Below are 14,101 nucleotides of genomic sequence, written 5' to 3' on the forward strand. Positions count from 1 at the left end.
CTGGCGTTATTATTTCTCGTCTTAGAACTGGTAGGTCATACCAACAGCAACAACGTTGTCGGTCATAATCGCCAGACGTTTAGTGACCGCCGTTTCGTCAATCAGGTTGATTTTATAATCAACAAACGCGGACATATTTTTGTTGAAATAGTAGGTCGTACCCAGATCAACATACTTCATCAGATCCTGATCGCCGATCCCGTTGTCCAGGTCTTTACCTTTCATCTGCACGTAGCCCAGGGATGGACGCAGACCGAAATCGAACTGATATTGTGCAACGGCTTCGAAGTTCTGCGCTTTATTTGCAAAGCCCTGATCCGCGGCAACCAGACCTTTAATTGGGGTCATGTTACGGGTTTCGGTATAAACCATTGCCAGATAGATATTGTTGGCATCATATTTCAGGCCGGTGCCCCAGGACTCTGCGTTTTTACCACCGTTGGCCAGCGATTTTGCCTGCTGGACGTTGGTACGGTCAGAGTTGGTGTACGCCGCGCTGATAGCGAAATCGCTGCCGCCGAAGTCATAAGAAAGCGAGGTACCGAAGCCGTCACCGTTAGCGGTATCGTAGGCGCGGTCGTTTTTACCCTGATATTGAAGGGTTAAATCCAAACCGTCGATAACGCCAAAGAAGTCGGTGTTGCGATAGGTCGCCAGGCCGCTGGAGCGCTTGGTCATAAAGTTATCGGTTTTGCCGGTGGAGTCACCGCCGAATTCCGGGAACATATCAGTCCAGGCTTCAACATCGTACAGCGCACCCAGGTTACGACCGTAGTCAAAAGAACCGAAGTCTTTTAATTTCAGACCGGCAAATGCCAGACGGGTTTTCTGTGTAGAGGAGCTGCTGCTTTCTTCTTTATTACCAGCAAACTCAGATTCCCAGCGACCGTACCCGGTCAGCTGGTCGTTAATTTTGGTTTCGCCTTTAATGCCGAAACGAACGTATGTTTTATCACCATCGGAGCTGGAATCATCGCTCATGTAGTGCATTGCTCTTACTTTGCCGTAAACATCCAGCTTATTACTGTCTTTGTTATAAACTTCTGCGGCCATAGCTGAAGAAGACGCAATAATACCCATCATCGTTAATGCCAGCGTAGTTTTTTGCATTTCTCAATCCCGGTTTTTTATGTTCTAAAATTGCTGTGAAAGACCACTGTGAAAAAACAGGAACGTTTTTATCCCTCCCGTGTTAAAAATTTATGACAATGTCAGATTAAATATAAAAAAGTATGATAAAGTTTTTCTGTCATAAAAATGTCAATATTCTCCTCTAGCCTGCCTGATCCCGCGCAACAAAACCCCTCGCTTTCTGCGCTGCCTGTTGGCAAGCGGCCTGACTCCTGTTACAACGTTTGTCTGGTTTTATATTTCCTATTTTTAACGGCAGAGAATCATGAGTGATAGTCAGACGCTGGTGGTCAAACTGGGCACCAGTGTTTTAACGGGCGGATCGCGCCGCCTGAATCGCGCGCATATTGTCGAACTGGTTCGCCAGTGCGCTCAGCTCCACGCGGCTGGGCATCGAATTGTCATCGTAACGTCAGGAGCAATTGCCGCCGGGCGTGAGCATCTGGGTTACCCTGAACTGCCCGCGACTATTGCTTCTAAACAACTGCTGGCGGCTGTAGGTCAGAGCCGCTTAATTCAGCTCTGGGAACAGCTGTTCTCCATTTATGGTATCCACGTCGGTCAGATGCTGTTGACGCGCGCCGATATGGAAGACCGTGAACGCTTCCTCAACGCTCGTGACACCATGCGCGCGCTGCTCGATAACAACATCGTTCCGGTGATTAACGAAAACGACGCGGTCGCCACTGCCGAGATTAAGGTGGGCGATAACGACAACCTTTCCGCGCTGGCGGCGATTCTGGCCGGTGCCGATAAACTGCTGCTGCTGACCGATCAGCAAGGGCTGTTCACGGCCGACCCGCGCAGTAACCCGGACGCCGAGCTGATTAAAGACGTCTACGGCATTGACGACGAACTGCGTGCCGTGGCCGGTGATAGCGTGTCTGGTCTGGGCACGGGCGGCATGGGCACCAAACTGCAGGCCGCAGACGTTGCCTGCCGCGCCGGTATCGACACCATTATTGCCGCAGGCAGCCTGCCAGGCGTGATTGGCGACGTGATGGCGAATGTCTCCGTCGGTACCCGTTTCCACGCCCAGGATACCCCGCTGGAAAACCGCAAACGCTGGATTTTCGGCGCACCGCCAGCCGGTGAACTGATTGTGGATGAAGGTGCGACGGCCGCCATTCTGGAGCGCGGAAGTTCATTACTTCCAAAAGGCATTAAAAACGTGACAGGCAACTTCTCTCGTGGTGAAGTAATCCGTATCCGTAGCCTTGCAGGCCGCGACATCGCTCACGGCGTAAGCCGTTACAACAGCGATGCGCTGCGCCTTATCGCCGGGCACCACTCGCAGGAAATTGACGCCATTCTCGGCTACGAGTATGGCCCGGTTGCCGTGCATCGCGACGACATGATTACCCGCTAAGGAGTTCAACATGCTGGAACAAATGGGCATTGCCGCCAGGCAGGCCTCCTATACGCTGGCGCAGTTATCCTGCCGTGAGAAAAACCGGGTTCTGGAAACTATTGCCGATCATCTGGAATCTCAAAGTGAAGAGATTCTTGTGGCGAACGCCGAAGATTTAGCCCAGGCGCGCGAAAACGGCCTGAGCGAAGCCATGCTCGATCGCCTGGCGCTGACGCCAGCCCGCCTTACGGCGATTGCCAACGACGTCCGCCAGGTCTGCGTGCTGGCCGACCCGGTAGGGCAGGTGATTGACGGTGGGCTGCTCGACAGCGGCCTGCGCATCGAACGCCGCCGTGTCCCGCTGGGCGTGATTGGCGTGATTTATGAAGCTCGCCCGAACGTTACCGTTGACGTGGCGGCGCTGTGCCTGAAAACCGGCAATGCCGCCATTCTGCGCGGTGGTAAAGAGACGTATCGCACCAACGCCGCTACCGTTGGCGTTATCCAACGTGCGCTGAAAGAGTGCGGCCTGCCAGAAGCCGCCGTTCAGGCCATCGACAACCCGGATCGCGCGCTGGTGAGCGAGATGCTGCGCATGGATAAGTATATCGACATGCTGATCCCTCGCGGCGGTGCTGGCCTGCACAAGCTGTGCCGTGAGCAGTCGACGATTCCGGTTATCACCGGCGGTATCGGCGTTTGTCATATCTATATCGATGACAGCGCAGAGATTGAAGCGGCGCTGAAGATTATCGTCAATGCGAAAGCTCAGCGCCCGAGCGCCTGTAATAGCGTGGAAACGCTGCTGGTGAACCAGTCCATCGCCGACCGCTTCCTGCCAGCGCTGAGCCAGCAGATGGCCGAAAGCGGTATTACGCTGCACGGCGACGATACCGTGATGCGCGAGCTGCAAGGCCCGGCGAATCTGGTACCGCTGCAGGCAGAAGAGCTTGATAACGAGTACCTGTCGCTGCATCTCAACGTGGTGCTGGTGCCGGATATTGACCGCGCCATCGCGCATATCCGTCAACACGGTACCCAGCACTCCGATGCGATCCTGACCCGCACCCTGAGCAACGCCAACCGTTTCATCAACGAAGTGGACTCCTCAGCTGTGTACGTCAACGCCTCCACCCGCTTCACCGACGGCGGCCAGTTCGGCCTGGGCGCAGAAGTGGCGGTGAGCACGCAGAAACTCCACGCACGTGGCCCAATGGGCCTTGAAGCATTGACCACCTACAAGTGGATCGGCTTCGGCGATGATACCATTCGTGCGTAATTGATAGCGGGCGATGCAAAAATAGGCGGTTGATTAACCTGACTATTGACGCATCGCCCGGTTAGTTTTAACCTTTCGTCCCGTGATTCACGTTCGTGAACACGTCTTGCAGGGCCGATATAGCTCAGTTGGTAGAGCAGCGCATTCGTAATGCGAAGGTCGTAGGTTCGACTCCTATTATCGGCACCATTAAAATCAAATTCTTACGTAAGATCTTATCATTCTCCCACCAAAAAATTATTTTCATGTAACAGCTGGTGTAAGTAAATTCTATCAACGAAGATCAATCTTATCTACTGACCAAAAAGGCCTGATAGGGCTTCGCTCACTATACATCCGTGGCTGCAGGTTTAGTTGTCCATGTCTACACCACTCCTAAATTTAATGTGTTGGCAATGTGTTCAATAAAGCTCGAACAAATTAGCTCATTATGATCGGTTAATACTTCAACTTCTGGTTGCATGATTGTTTGTCCGTAAAAAGATAACGCGCCCGCCGGGTAGTAGCAGGCGCATTACGCAATAGGTAAACAAGGGAGGAAGTTCAGAAATGTAAATCGGGAAGGTTGTACGCAATGTTCATCGTACTACGTTGTTACGGCTTTGCCGCAACAAGCCAGTTGCCTGCCGCGCTCGCAGAATGTCTACAGCCCGGAGATAAGGAGATTGTTCCTGCCAGCTAAATCCCTTCCTGTCTATACGAACCAGCTCGTATTTTTCTACCAGAAAATTCACGGCATCGGCTAGGGTGATACCGGCATCGATGTGTTCCTTAATCACAGCCTCATTGCAGAATGGCGTGTCGTTTATTGTCAGACCATAGTGCTGTTCCAGCAGACGTGTCAGTAACATTTGCCAGACAGCCACGGGTGACAGGCAGGGCTTCACCGCCCGCTGAGTTGTTGCAGGTAAAGTTTTCATGTTTGCTCTCGTGAAGGTAATTAACGCTGAGTGGGGTAAATGGCGATGTATACGTAGCCGCAACTGCCAAGGGTGTCGGCTTCGCAGGTTAAATCGTTGTGGTACAGGGTAACGCAGTGGGCATGGTGGGTGCTGAGTTCACCAGTGGTCAGCATCGATTCCATCTGGCGGATAAAGTGCGGGAATGTTTCATCCAGCTTCCGGTATTCGATGTCACTGAACTTGCCGGTCATGCTGGCCCGGTCAGCCAGATAATGCAGTCGGTTGCCTTCCTGCACCAGACGGGCTCCCAGACGTGGCGTGATATCACGCTGCAGACCCCATGTGATTTTGCTCATTGATAACCTCTTTATTGTCAGTTCAGGGTGATGCTCATCAGGCAGGCATAAGGCCCCTCGCGGTCCTGGCGGCGTTCGGCGTATACCGCCAGGACTCCTGTGATATCCGGAACGTCCCTGCCGGTGTAATGGCAGACGCTACCGTGCCACTGGTATTTGCCGGTGCAGAAACGAAAGATTCGGGACTCAGGATGCTGGCGGTATATCGTCATTGCCCGGCGTTTACTGATAATTTTCATGTAATACCTCACAGCAGACCGTGTTCTGCGAACGAATAGATTTGCCTGCCGCCGACAATCAGATGGTCAGGGACACGGATATCCACCAGTTGAAGTACCTGAACCAGTCGCTGCGTGAGGGCTTTGTCAGCCTGGCTGGGCGTCGTCTCGCCGGAAGGATGGTTATGCGCCAGTATTACCGCTGCCGCGTTGAAGTACAGAGCGCGCTTGACCACCTCGCGGGGATGTACCTCGGTACTGCTAATAGAACCGGCAAACAGGGTTTCGTGGGCAATCAACTGGTTCTGCTGGTTCAGATACAGCACCCGGAACTCTTCCCGTTCAAGCGCGGCCATATGCAGCCGCAACCACTCCCGGACGGCATGAGTGGAGGTGAAGGCTACCCCAGGCTCATGCAGGTGCCGCTCCAGAGCCCTGAGCGCCCGCTGAATGAGACGCCGGTCCTGTGGCGTTATCTCGCCGGGTAAAAAGGAAAGCTGTTTCATTCGTTGCTCCTCCGGTCAGTCAATGATACGCAAAATGGCGTGGGCTTCAGAATGCTGCAGGGCATAGTCCCGCAGGCGGTAATAGTGCGCGGTCATTGCGTCACACTCTGTACGGCAGGCGTGATGGCTGTATTCAATCAGGCAGACAGCAATGCCTGCGGCTTCAGCACTCATGTCCGCGCCATTGCCGTTCATACCGTTGAACAGATGCCATTTATCGTCAACGTCAGCATCAGGGGCCATAAACGCGCCGCCATTGCTGAGCGTGTAAAAGGACCAGATACCACTGTTGTACTCGTCACAGAAGCGGTCCATCCAGGCGAAAATGCGGGGTTCCAGCGTTATCCATTGTGGGATAGAGCCAAAGTACTGCGGCCAGAAGCAGATACGCTGTTCGTCGGGTATCTGCGTTACGGTCAGTTCAAATTCGGATTCGTTAGCAGCAGATGCGAGGTTGTTTTTTGTCGCTGTTGTCATGGGTATGTCTCCGTCAATAAAAAAACGCCAGCGGCGACGGCTGGCGTATGCGGTAATAATGAGTGTTCGGGAAGATTAAATGTTGCTGGTAAATCATGCGGAGCCAGCAGATGGATACGTCCGTACAGATGCCTGGCTTGCGGGTATAGCGGTTAAGACCTTCACCGGCATCCGGTTCAAAGTTCCATGCCTGCCCTAGTCGTCTTCAATGTTAACGCCGGTGATACTGGCAGGAACTAATGGCCCTGCTGCGCAATCAGCCGATACCCACTACGGTAGGTCATAAAGCGATTAGTGAAACGACTTCAAACCTTCAGAATTATTCATTACTCCCCCCCTGAAAAATAATAAAAAAGCGGCAGAATCGTGAGATTCTGCCGTTAGTTGTGTATGTTCAGAGGAATGATATATATCTGAATATTTTTATAATGCTGATAGGCCGTTTTGTGCCAAAAGCAGAAGCTGGTAATTCGTGTCTAATATACTTCACTTAACGTATATCCCAGCTCTGGTACAGAATATGCAAATTAAATACCCAAGAAGTGGCAGGCTGATTAACAAAGAACTCCTTCGATTATAGGATGATTTGTATCGGCACTCATCACACCATGTGCTCGATTCACGCCGCATAGTCAGTTGAATTTTGCTACTCTGTAAGAGGTGGTAAGCATTATCCAATACGGATTTAAATCAATGGAATAAATGATTATGAGTGAAAATGAAACAATCCCAAAGAAGTGTCACAGCCAGATTAACAAAGCTGTATTCTTTACATCTGCTTTGTTAATTTTTCTTCTTGTCGCTTTTGCCGCTGCATTCCCGGATGTTGCTGACAAAAATTTCAAACTACTTCAGCAACAAATCTTCACGAATGCAAGCTGGTTCTACATCCTTGCTGTGGCCCTGATTTTATTGAGTGTCACGTTTCTGGGACTCTCACGCTACGGTGATATCAAGCTGGGTCCGGACCATGCGCAACCTGATTTCAGCTATCACTCCTGGTTTGCGATGCTTTTTTCGGCAGGGATGGGGATCGGCCTGATGTTCTTTGGCGTTGCTGAACCGGTGATGCATTATCTCTCACCTCCCGTTGGCGCCCCAGAGACTGTTGCGGCAGCGAAGGAAGCAATGCGGCTGACCTTCTTCCACTGGGGTCTGCATGCCTGGGCAATCTATGCCATTGTAGCGCTGATTCTGGCCTTTTTCAGTTACCGCCACGGTCTACCTTTAACGCTGCGTTCTGCACTCTATCCCATTATTGGCGATCGCATATACGGACCTATAGGCCATGCGGTTGATATTTTTGCCGTTATAGGTACGGTCTTTGGCGTTGCAACATCGCTGGGTTACGGTGTTTTGCAGGTGAATGCCGGTTTGAACCACCTATTCGGGGTGCCCATTAATGAAACGGTGCAGGTCATTCTGATCGTGGCCATCACGGGGTTAGCGACGATTTCTGTGGTGACCGGCCTAGACAAGGGAATACGTATCCTGTCTGAGCTCAATTTGGGCCTCGCGTTGTTGCTCCTGGCGCTGGTCCTGTGTCTGGGGCCAACTGTGCTTCTGCTGAAGTCATTTGTGGAAAATACCGGCGGTTATCTTTCGGAACTGGTGAGTAAAACGTTCAATCTTTACGCATATGAACCTAAGTCGAGCAACTGGCTGGGGGGCTGGACATTACTGTACTGGGGATGGTGGCTTTCATGGTCGCCATTTGTGGGGATGTTTATCGCACGGGTCTCACGCGGCCGAACCATTCGCGAATTTGTCACCGGCGTGCTGTTTGTTCCGGCCGGCTTTACGCTCATGTGGATGACGGTGTTTGGTAACAGCGCAATCTATCTCATTATGAACCAGGGGGCGACCGATCTCGCCAATACCGTCCAACAGGATGTCTCGCTGGCCTTGTTCAATTTCCTGGAGCATTTCCCGTTCTCCTCCGTGCTGTCATTTATTGCAATGGCTATGGTCATCGTCTTCTTTGTCACATCTGCTGACTCGGGGGCAATGGTTGTAGATACTCTGGCATCAGGTGGGGTGGCAAACACACCCGTCTGGCAGCGAATCTTCTGGGCATCGCTCATGGGAGTTGTTGCAATTGCGCTTCTCCTTGCGGGAGGGCTGAGCGCGCTGCAAACGGTGACAATAGCAAGTGCATTACCCTTCTCCGTGATCTTGCTGATATCCATATACGGGCTGTTAAAAGCCCTGCGTCGAGATTTGACTAAGCGTGAAAGCCTGAGCATGGCGACTATTGCTCCTACGGCTGCACGTAACCCAATTCCCTGGCAGAGAAGGTTACGCAATATCGCGTATCTGCCGAAACGATCTCTTGTGAAACGTTTTATGGACGACATTATCCAGCCTGCCATGACGCTGGTTCAGGAAGAACTGAACAAGCAGGGGACGATAAGCCACATTAGTGACGCAGCCGACGATCGTATTCGTCTTGAAGTGGATTTGGGCAACGAGCTGAATTTTATATATGAAGTGAGGCTTCGCGGGTATAGCTCACCCACCTTCGCGCTCGCCGCAATGGATAATGATGAGCAGCAGACTGACCAACATCGATATTATCGCGCTGAGGTTTATCTCAAAGAAGGCGGTCAAAATTATGATGTGATGGGCTGGAATCAGGAACAGTTGATTAATGACATACTGGACCAGTACGAAAAACACCTGCACTTCCTGCACCTGGTTCGTTGATAGCAAAATGCCGTCCTAGGGGGCGGCAATTATTTATCCCGACCGCAATACGAGGGAATGCAGAATGATTTCACGCTGGCAATGGATTCTGAAGCAAACATTTAAGAAACTCTGGTTCAGAGCTACGTTATTCGCAATTGTCGCGATAATAACGGCTCTTTTATCTATTCTTTTTAAATCAATGATTCCTGAGTCGGTTTCAGTGAAGGTTGGTGCGGAAGCAGTTGATAACATTCTGAACATACTGGCATCGAGTATGCTGGCAGTGACCACATTTTCGCTGAGTATCATGGTCACAGCCTACGGTTCAGCCACTACTAATGTTACTCCCAGAGCAACGCGTTTAGTTGTGGAAGACGTAACCACACAAAATGTACTGGCCACCTTCATTGGTTCCTTTCTCTTCAGTCTGGTAGGAATTATTGCCCTCAATATGGGAGCCTACGGAGAAAGGGGAAGAGTCATTTTATTCATTGTCACACTCGTTGTCATTGCCCTCATCCTCATCACATTGCTTCGTTGGATACAGCATTTGACCTCTCTGGGGAGGGTCGGTGAGACAACAGCAAAAGTAGAACAGGCTGCCATCGAAACATTTATTGCGAGAGCCAGAAATCCCTGTCTCGGCGGATATCCATGGCTTGAGAGCTATGAACAGCCGAAAGGAACGGTTGCAGTTTATCCGAAGAAGATTGGCTATGTTGAATATATTGATATGGAGAAACTCAGCAAGCTGCTGGCCAATGATCCTCGTCATGTATACCTTGTGGCGCAACCAGGCAGTTTCATTCATCCGTCCATGCCAGCTTTGTACCTGAGTCAGGGCCAGGAGTCATCAATCTGCGCCGATTTACTTGAGACGATCATTGTCTCGGATGTGCGTTCATTTGCTCAGGATCCCCGATTTTGTCTTAGCGTCATGGCCGAAATAGCCTGCAGAGCCCTTTCACCCGCAGTGAACGATCCTGGAACCGCAATCGATGTCATTGGCAGAGGTGTTCGTATACTTTCTGCTTACGCGCAGAATAAGTCTCATGAAATTGAAGTGACCTATCCTTCAGTACACGTTGCGCCACTTCAGAACAACGATCTCCTGGAAGACTTTTTCTCACCTGTCGCACGCGATGGTGCCAGTATGAGAGAGATTCAGATAAGAGTGCTCAAAGGGCTATCTATGCTGAGTACGGGTTGGCCTGAGATGTTTGCTGATGCCGCGCACACTCTGGCAATTGAAACATTAGAGCATGCAAATCGCGCTGACCATATAGACTCCGATAGAGAATTCATAAAATCAATTTATTTTGATTTGTTTTTTGATGAAAACGCTAATAAGCAATCATAGTTGTGGAGCAAGCGATTTGGTTGCTAGCGAGACAAGAACAAAGCGTCTGCATGAGAATGGGCGTCTGCTTTGTATTAGAAGAGAACATACTGAGTCTTCATCACTTTTGCAGCAGGCTTTATCTCTACGTAAGACATCGCCTACAATCAAATATTTCGGTTTAATACCAGGAGAACACTAAATGTAGAAATTATGTCTACTCAGTTCGGAACAGACTACTGTTTTTTTATTCCGTAGCTGAGACCATCATATTTCCTCCAGCAAAGGAGATAAAAATGGAAAAATTATTTACCCCGTTTCAGACCGGTGATACTGACCTGGTAAACCGCGTCGTTATGGCCCCCATGACCCGCTCACGGGCAATGACTAGTGATACCGCTGATGAACTGACCGCAAAATATTATCAGCTGCGTGAATCCGTATGGGGCAAACCGGAGGTCGTCCGTGACGGGCTCAGGGATCTGGTTCGCCGCACGGGCGCAGATGAAATTATGGTGAACTCATGGCAAGGCACTCGTCTTTGCCGCTCTTCAGAAATAATGCTGAGTATTCTACCGGAAAGGCAAAAGGATCATTTACCAAAGATAATGACGAGAAAGTCATTGACGAAGCGGGGAAGGGGTTAAGTCATCAATCCATATCAAAATATCAGACGCCTGTTTACGCTATGCGGGCGTCCGCTTTTCGCTCACAGCGGACCTTCAATCCAGTAAGTATGTCGGCTTCGTGCTATGAGTCCAGCGATTATTGCAAGAATCGAAATACGCTAACCAACTGGGATCGGGGTACGTCGGCAATCGAAGCTGCAGGCAGGTAGCTCCTGCAGCCAGTATTGTTAACATTTCAACAGCAGCACTCTGCTTCTTTTTCACTACATTCTTCACAAATTCTGCAAGAGCAGAAGTCCTCAAGGTTATTGCACTGGCTACATTTTTTGCAGGTACAGTCCGACTCTTTCTCGTCACAGTTCTCACAAGTTCCACAAGTACATGCACTCATCATGTGTGCACACTTATCACAAATTTTATCCATAGTTTCTCTCAACCGCTAAATAAACAATCTCAACATAACACGTGATTATTTTATCATTGCTATATAGTCAACTAAAACTGGCCACTGCGCTCATTATTCGGAAGTGCCTGGACTAATCGGTGGAAATAAAAAATGAAAAAAATAAACCCTGACTGCTCCTGGCAGTCAGGTATGTTGTTATGGATGGAAAGCACAACTGTCACTCGTTAGTGCAGTCTGCTAATGTTGGCAGTGCCTTCGTAGCGTTCGTCAGGTCAACGCTGAAGGTCCCCGCTTTGCGGTCATTGACGTAGACGTCGAACTGCCTGGCCTTACGGATATCCATGATGAAACTAAACCAGGCATTATCCCCGTTACGCCAGCCAAGGGTTGAGGGAATGGCGTATTGCTTATGGGGCCCATCACCACTGTGATGTCGGTACTGTCATCATGCGAGCTGATCGTTTTATCCCCTGCGAGGGTCAGAAAAACCGATTGCTGGTAAATACCGTTCTGGTCCGGATTTTCCGTGCAGTTGATGGTAAACATCTTTCCGCTGCTATCCGTCACACTGTATTCCGCATTGCCCTGACCGTACCCCTGTTGCCAGAGTCCCGAAACCGCAGAGGCATTGAAGCTGACAAGCAGCACGCCAGCGAGCATGAGCCGACTTAAAGAATTTATTTTCATTTCTGTCTCCTTTGTCTTTGTATTTATTCCCGGTTATCAGGATTTGAGGGTATCAGCAGCCGTCCCATCAGTTTGCCGTCATGGGAATATTCAAGGAAACGCTCCCGGGTGCGCGGGTCCGTTTTCTCGTGGTATTCCAGGCTGATGTTGTCGGCAATACACAGCGCATTCATCAGCGGCTGCACGGTTTTCTCCTCCATATCCACGAGGTAGTAGTAACAGCCACCCTCGCAGCCATCGGGCGACTGACGGGTACGTAAGACCTGCATAGTGGGACCAGAAAGAGCAATCTGCGACCACTCTTCCCTGACATCATCCTGACGGCTCACCACATCGCTGAAGCGCGGAGGCGTGAGGTCCTTAAATTTACTGATAGCTTTCAGGTCATCACTCCTGTCATCGCAAGCGCTCAGAAACAGAGTGGAGGCAACCAGCGCCAGTAGAGGTAGTGTTTTACGTTTCATTATTTTTTCCTGAAATCAGACGAACCACTTTGGTAAAGACATAAATCCCCACGAAAATACCCACCGGCACGCCGACGAACGGCGTCAGCGCGACACTGGCAGCACCGGCTGCGCCACCTCCCGTCAGTAGTGCGGCAACGGTTGCAAGTGTCAGGGCCGTGAGGCTGTCGGACACTCCAGTTTTGTTCAGAATGATGACGATGATAACAATGGCGATAATGGCAATAACAGGCACTGGGCTCCTCCCTGTTGCCGGGTTGATAACAACGCCTGCGCTATTCCGGTGGGCTGTCAGCCGGAACAAACGTAAGCAGTGAATGCTGGATAAAGCGAAAATGGGGTAAGGCCTGAATGAAGACCGGGTCTTCAGTCAGGCGGCACAGACTGTCATTCCGGCGAAAAGTCTCCTGCAAAGGCTGAATCAGATGGATTTCATCAAGTGTGAATAAGGCGATATGCCCTTCGTGTTCAGCCACCAGATACCAGGTCTGCTGGTGGATGAGTAACCGGCAGGGAGCCAGGCGCTCACAGCGTCGCCCCTCCGCAATCAGCGTCACCCGCCTGCGCCCGGTAATGGCCTGAATCAGTCTCCAGAAAGACAATGCTCCTGAAGGCGAAGGCACCGGATTGGCTGGTGCTATCATGCAGGGAGACTCATCGCACATCAGCAGAGCATTCACCAGACGGCGGTCAAGGCCGGGAAAAAGCCCGGCCAGCCCGCTGCGGTGGGCAAAGATAAGCACGTCGGGCACCATCTGCATCTCGCTGCCAGCAGTGCGTAAGCGGCAGTATCCGGATTGATACTCCAGGTCCAGATACATCAGCCGCTCACGAAAATCACGCCGCAGCGTGCGCACCGACACACCAAACTCAGCGGCCAGTTTGCGCACACTCAACGTTTCACCCGCCACCAGACGGCTGATTATCAGTGACAGCCTGACAGCCAGCCGGTCATGGCGGCGTTCTGCCTGTGTCATGAGAGGTTCTCCAGGAAAGTTAACTGACTGAAAATGATGTGATTACTTTAAAGAGGGGGGCGGACAGGGTATGGACAACGCAGAAACTATTTTTTATTTCTGCAAAAGCCAGATGTAATGGGGGTTAAAGGCTATAACCGGAGGATTGAGGCACACGAGCACATAGCGATGCGGACAGGTGGTGTCCGATATTAACAACGCGGTAACATCAAGCAGCTACTGCAGCTGCGTGAGCAGCGTTTCCGCCATCACCCACAGTGCCCGGTTAAGCTTCACGTCCCCGTCAATGCCACGCACAGCACGGGTATGCGACCGTCCGCCTTTGGCATTACGGCCACTGAGCCCACCTTTAATCAGGTTCTCCTGAATACGCTGCCAGGTAGTCCACAGGTCGTTGCTTTCGTCCTGCCAGCGGCGCGGGGAGAGTATCTGCGATTCAGTAACCGGCTGGTGGTCCTCACCAAAGCGATACGTCAGCGCGGCTTTTGCCAGTGCCTGCTGCGCAGGTGGTGGTAACAGCAACGACTGCATGGCATCCCGCTTTTCTTCCACGCGATCAAAAATCCCCAGCACTTCATACGCTCCCTCAATCACCTGGCTCACCACATCCCCCTTGTGCGGCACCCGTACCTCGCCAAAGGATTCGCCGCAGACAAGACCGTTTTGGCACACAGCCCTGAACAGGCCCGGC

General features: G+C 51.2%; 14 protein-coding genes, 1 tRNA gene and 3 pseudogenes. 6 read left to right on the top strand and 12 right to left on the bottom strand.

The genetic code is table 11. From position 1 onward, the window contains the following. Positions 1 to 21: 21 nt before the first annotated feature. Positions 22 to 1,110 carry a phosphoporin PhoE gene (gene phoE, locus GKAS_RS19345; RefSeq protein WP_035896572.1) on the bottom strand — a complete coding sequence of 363 codons (1,089 nt, stop codon included), beginning with the start codon at positions 1,108 to 1,110 and terminating at the stop codon, positions 22 to 24. Positions 1,111 to 1,396: 286 nt separating this feature from the next. Here phoE and proB point away from each other — a divergent pair, with 286 nt between their 5' ends. The 3 genes from proB to GKAS_RS19360 all read left to right on the top strand — a co-directional run bounded on the left by proB (position 1,397) and on the right by GKAS_RS19360 (position 3,950). Continuing rightward, positions 1,397 to 2,500, top strand: a complete 1,104-nt coding sequence (gene proB, locus GKAS_RS19350; protein WP_035896573.1) for a glutamate 5-kinase — start codon at positions 1,397 to 1,399, stop codon at positions 2,498 to 2,500. A 10-nt stretch (positions 2,501 to 2,510) separates the two neighbouring features. Further along, positions 2,511 to 3,761 carry a glutamate-5-semialdehyde dehydrogenase gene (gene proA / locus GKAS_RS19355; protein WP_035896574.1) on the top strand — a complete coding sequence of 417 codons (1,251 nt, stop codon included), beginning with the start codon at positions 2,511 to 2,513 and terminating at the stop codon, positions 3,759 to 3,761. Between the two features lie 113 nt (positions 3,762 to 3,874). Continuing rightward, a tRNA-Thr gene (locus tag GKAS_RS19360) sits at positions 3,875 to 3,950 on the top strand. Between the two features lie 389 nt (positions 3,951 to 4,339). Here GKAS_RS19360 and ykfI read toward each other — a convergent pair. The 6 genes and pseudogenes from ykfI to GKAS_RS25480 all read right to left on the bottom strand — a co-directional run. Further along, entirely contained in the window at positions 4,340 to 4,681 is a 342-nt protein-coding gene (gene ykfI / locus GKAS_RS19365) for a type IV toxin-antitoxin system toxin YkfI (RefSeq protein ID WP_003031349.1), read from the bottom strand. 20 nt (positions 4,682 to 4,701) lie between these two features. Beyond that, positions 4,702 to 5,019, bottom strand: a complete 318-nt coding sequence (locus GKAS_RS19370; protein ID WP_003031347.1) for a type IV toxin-antitoxin system YeeU family antitoxin — start codon at positions 5,017 to 5,019, stop codon at positions 4,702 to 4,704. 17 nt (positions 5,020 to 5,036) lie between these two features. Further along, the gene (locus GKAS_RS19375) at positions 5,037 to 5,258 is read right to left on the bottom strand and encodes a DUF987 domain-containing protein (protein ID WP_003031346.1); all 222 of its coding nucleotides are present in this window, start codon (positions 5,256 to 5,258) and stop codon (positions 5,037 to 5,039) included. Positions 5,259 to 5,266: 8 nt separating this feature from the next. Beyond that, positions 5,267 to 5,743: a JAB domain-containing protein gene (locus GKAS_RS19380; RefSeq protein ID WP_003031345.1), complete on the bottom strand. Its 477-nt coding sequence runs from the start codon at positions 5,741 to 5,743 to the stop codon at positions 5,267 to 5,269. 15 nt (positions 5,744 to 5,758) lie between these two features. Further along, positions 5,759 to 6,220: an antirestriction protein gene (locus GKAS_RS19385; protein WP_003031344.1), complete on the bottom strand. Its 462-nt coding sequence runs from the start codon at positions 6,218 to 6,220 to the stop codon at positions 5,759 to 5,761. A gap of 112 nt (positions 6,221 to 6,332) precedes the next feature. Beyond that, positions 6,333 to 6,425 (bottom strand): annotated as a pseudogene (locus GKAS_RS25480) (DUF905 family protein); the annotation flags it as partial. 503 nt (positions 6,426 to 6,928) lie between these two features. Between GKAS_RS25480 and GKAS_RS19390 the strand changes: the two are divergent. The 3 genes and pseudogenes from GKAS_RS19390 to GKAS_RS25485 form a co-directional block, all read left to right on the top strand. After that, positions 6,929 to 8,926 (top strand): BCCT family transporter, encoded by a 1,998-nt coding sequence (locus GKAS_RS19390; protein ID WP_032939120.1) that lies wholly within the window; start codon positions 6,929 to 6,931, stop codon positions 8,924 to 8,926. 64 nt (positions 8,927 to 8,990) lie between these two features. Beyond that, a complete protein-coding gene (locus tag GKAS_RS19395; protein ID WP_003036928.1) occupies positions 8,991 to 10,268 on the top strand; it encodes a DUF2254 domain-containing protein in 1,278 nt (425 codons plus the stop codon). A gap of 275 nt (positions 10,269 to 10,543) precedes the next feature. Beyond that, positions 10,544 to 10,687: pseudogene (locus GKAS_RS25485) on the top strand (oxidoreductase); the annotation flags it as partial. 812 nt (positions 10,688 to 11,499) lie between these two features. Here the strand turns inward: GKAS_RS25485 and yfjT are convergent. From yfjT to GKAS_RS19425, 5 genes and pseudogenes are all read right to left on the bottom strand, one after another. Then, a pseudogene (yfjT, locus tag GKAS_RS19405) lies at positions 11,500 to 11,969 on the bottom strand (protein YfjT). A gap of 23 nt (positions 11,970 to 11,992) precedes the next feature. Then, positions 11,993 to 12,433 carry a YfjS/YafY family lipoprotein gene (locus GKAS_RS19410; protein ID WP_003029616.1) on the bottom strand — a complete coding sequence of 147 codons (441 nt, stop codon included), beginning with the start codon at positions 12,431 to 12,433 and terminating at the stop codon, positions 11,993 to 11,995. Then, the gene (gene ypjK, locus GKAS_RS19415; protein ID WP_003029614.1) at positions 12,423 to 12,668 is read right to left on the bottom strand and encodes a protein YpjK; all 246 of its coding nucleotides are present in this window, start codon (positions 12,666 to 12,668) and stop codon (positions 12,423 to 12,425) included. Before ypjK ends, GKAS_RS19410 begins: the two co-directional genes overlap by 11 nt. Before the next feature lie 40 nt (positions 12,669 to 12,708). Beyond that, positions 12,709 to 13,410 carry a DeoR family transcriptional regulator gene (locus tag GKAS_RS19420; protein WP_003847795.1) on the bottom strand — a complete coding sequence of 234 codons (702 nt, stop codon included), beginning with the start codon at positions 13,408 to 13,410 and terminating at the stop codon, positions 12,709 to 12,711. A 216-nt stretch (positions 13,411 to 13,626) separates the two neighbouring features. Then, on the bottom strand, positions 13,627 to 14,101 hold a 475-nt coding region (locus GKAS_RS19425), incomplete at its 5' end, for a DUF932 domain-containing protein (RefSeq protein WP_035896578.1).

Source organism: Kluyvera ascorbata ATCC 33433 (genome assembly GCF_000735365.1).
Classification (GTDB): Bacteria; Pseudomonadota; Gammaproteobacteria; order Enterobacterales; family Enterobacteriaceae; genus Kluyvera; species Kluyvera ascorbata.

Excerpts from the sequence above, each read along its gene's own strand:
- phoE (WP_035896572.1), bottom strand. The coding sequence starts at position 1,110 with ATGCAAAAAACTACGCTGGCATTAACGATGATGGGTATTATTGCGTCT.
- proB (WP_035896573.1), top strand. The coding sequence starts at position 1,397 with ATGAGTGATAGTCAGACGCTGGTGGTCAAACTGGGCACCAGTGTTTTA.
- proA (WP_035896574.1), top strand. The coding sequence starts at position 2,511 with ATGCTGGAACAAATGGGCATTGCCGCCAGGCAGGCCTCCTATACGCTG.
- ykfI (WP_003031349.1), bottom strand. The coding sequence starts at position 4,681 with ATGAAAACTTTACCTGCAACAACTCAGCGGGCGGTGAAGCCCTGCCTG.
- GKAS_RS19370 (WP_003031347.1), bottom strand. The coding sequence starts at position 5,019 with ATGAGCAAAATCACATGGGGTCTGCAGCGTGATATCACGCCACGTCTG.
- GKAS_RS19375 (WP_003031346.1), bottom strand. The coding sequence starts at position 5,258 with ATGAAAATTATCAGTAAACGCCGGGCAATGACGATATACCGCCAGCAT.
- GKAS_RS19380 (WP_003031345.1), bottom strand. The coding sequence starts at position 5,743 with ATGAAACAGCTTTCCTTTTTACCCGGCGAGATAACGCCACAGGACCGG.
- GKAS_RS19385 (WP_003031344.1), bottom strand. The coding sequence starts at position 6,220 with ATGACAACAGCGACAAAAAACAACCTCGCATCTGCTGCTAACGAATCC.
- GKAS_RS19390 (WP_032939120.1), top strand. The coding sequence starts at position 6,929 with ATGAGTGAAAATGAAACAATCCCAAAGAAGTGTCACAGCCAGATTAAC.
- GKAS_RS19395 (WP_003036928.1), top strand. The coding sequence starts at position 8,991 with ATGATTTCACGCTGGCAATGGATTCTGAAGCAAACATTTAAGAAACTC.
- GKAS_RS19410 (WP_003029616.1), bottom strand. The coding sequence starts at position 12,433 with ATGAAACGTAAAACACTACCTCTACTGGCGCTGGTTGCCTCCACTCTG.
- GKAS_RS19420 (WP_003847795.1), bottom strand. The coding sequence starts at position 13,410 with ATGACACAGGCAGAACGCCGCCATGACCGGCTGGCTGTCAGGCTGTCA.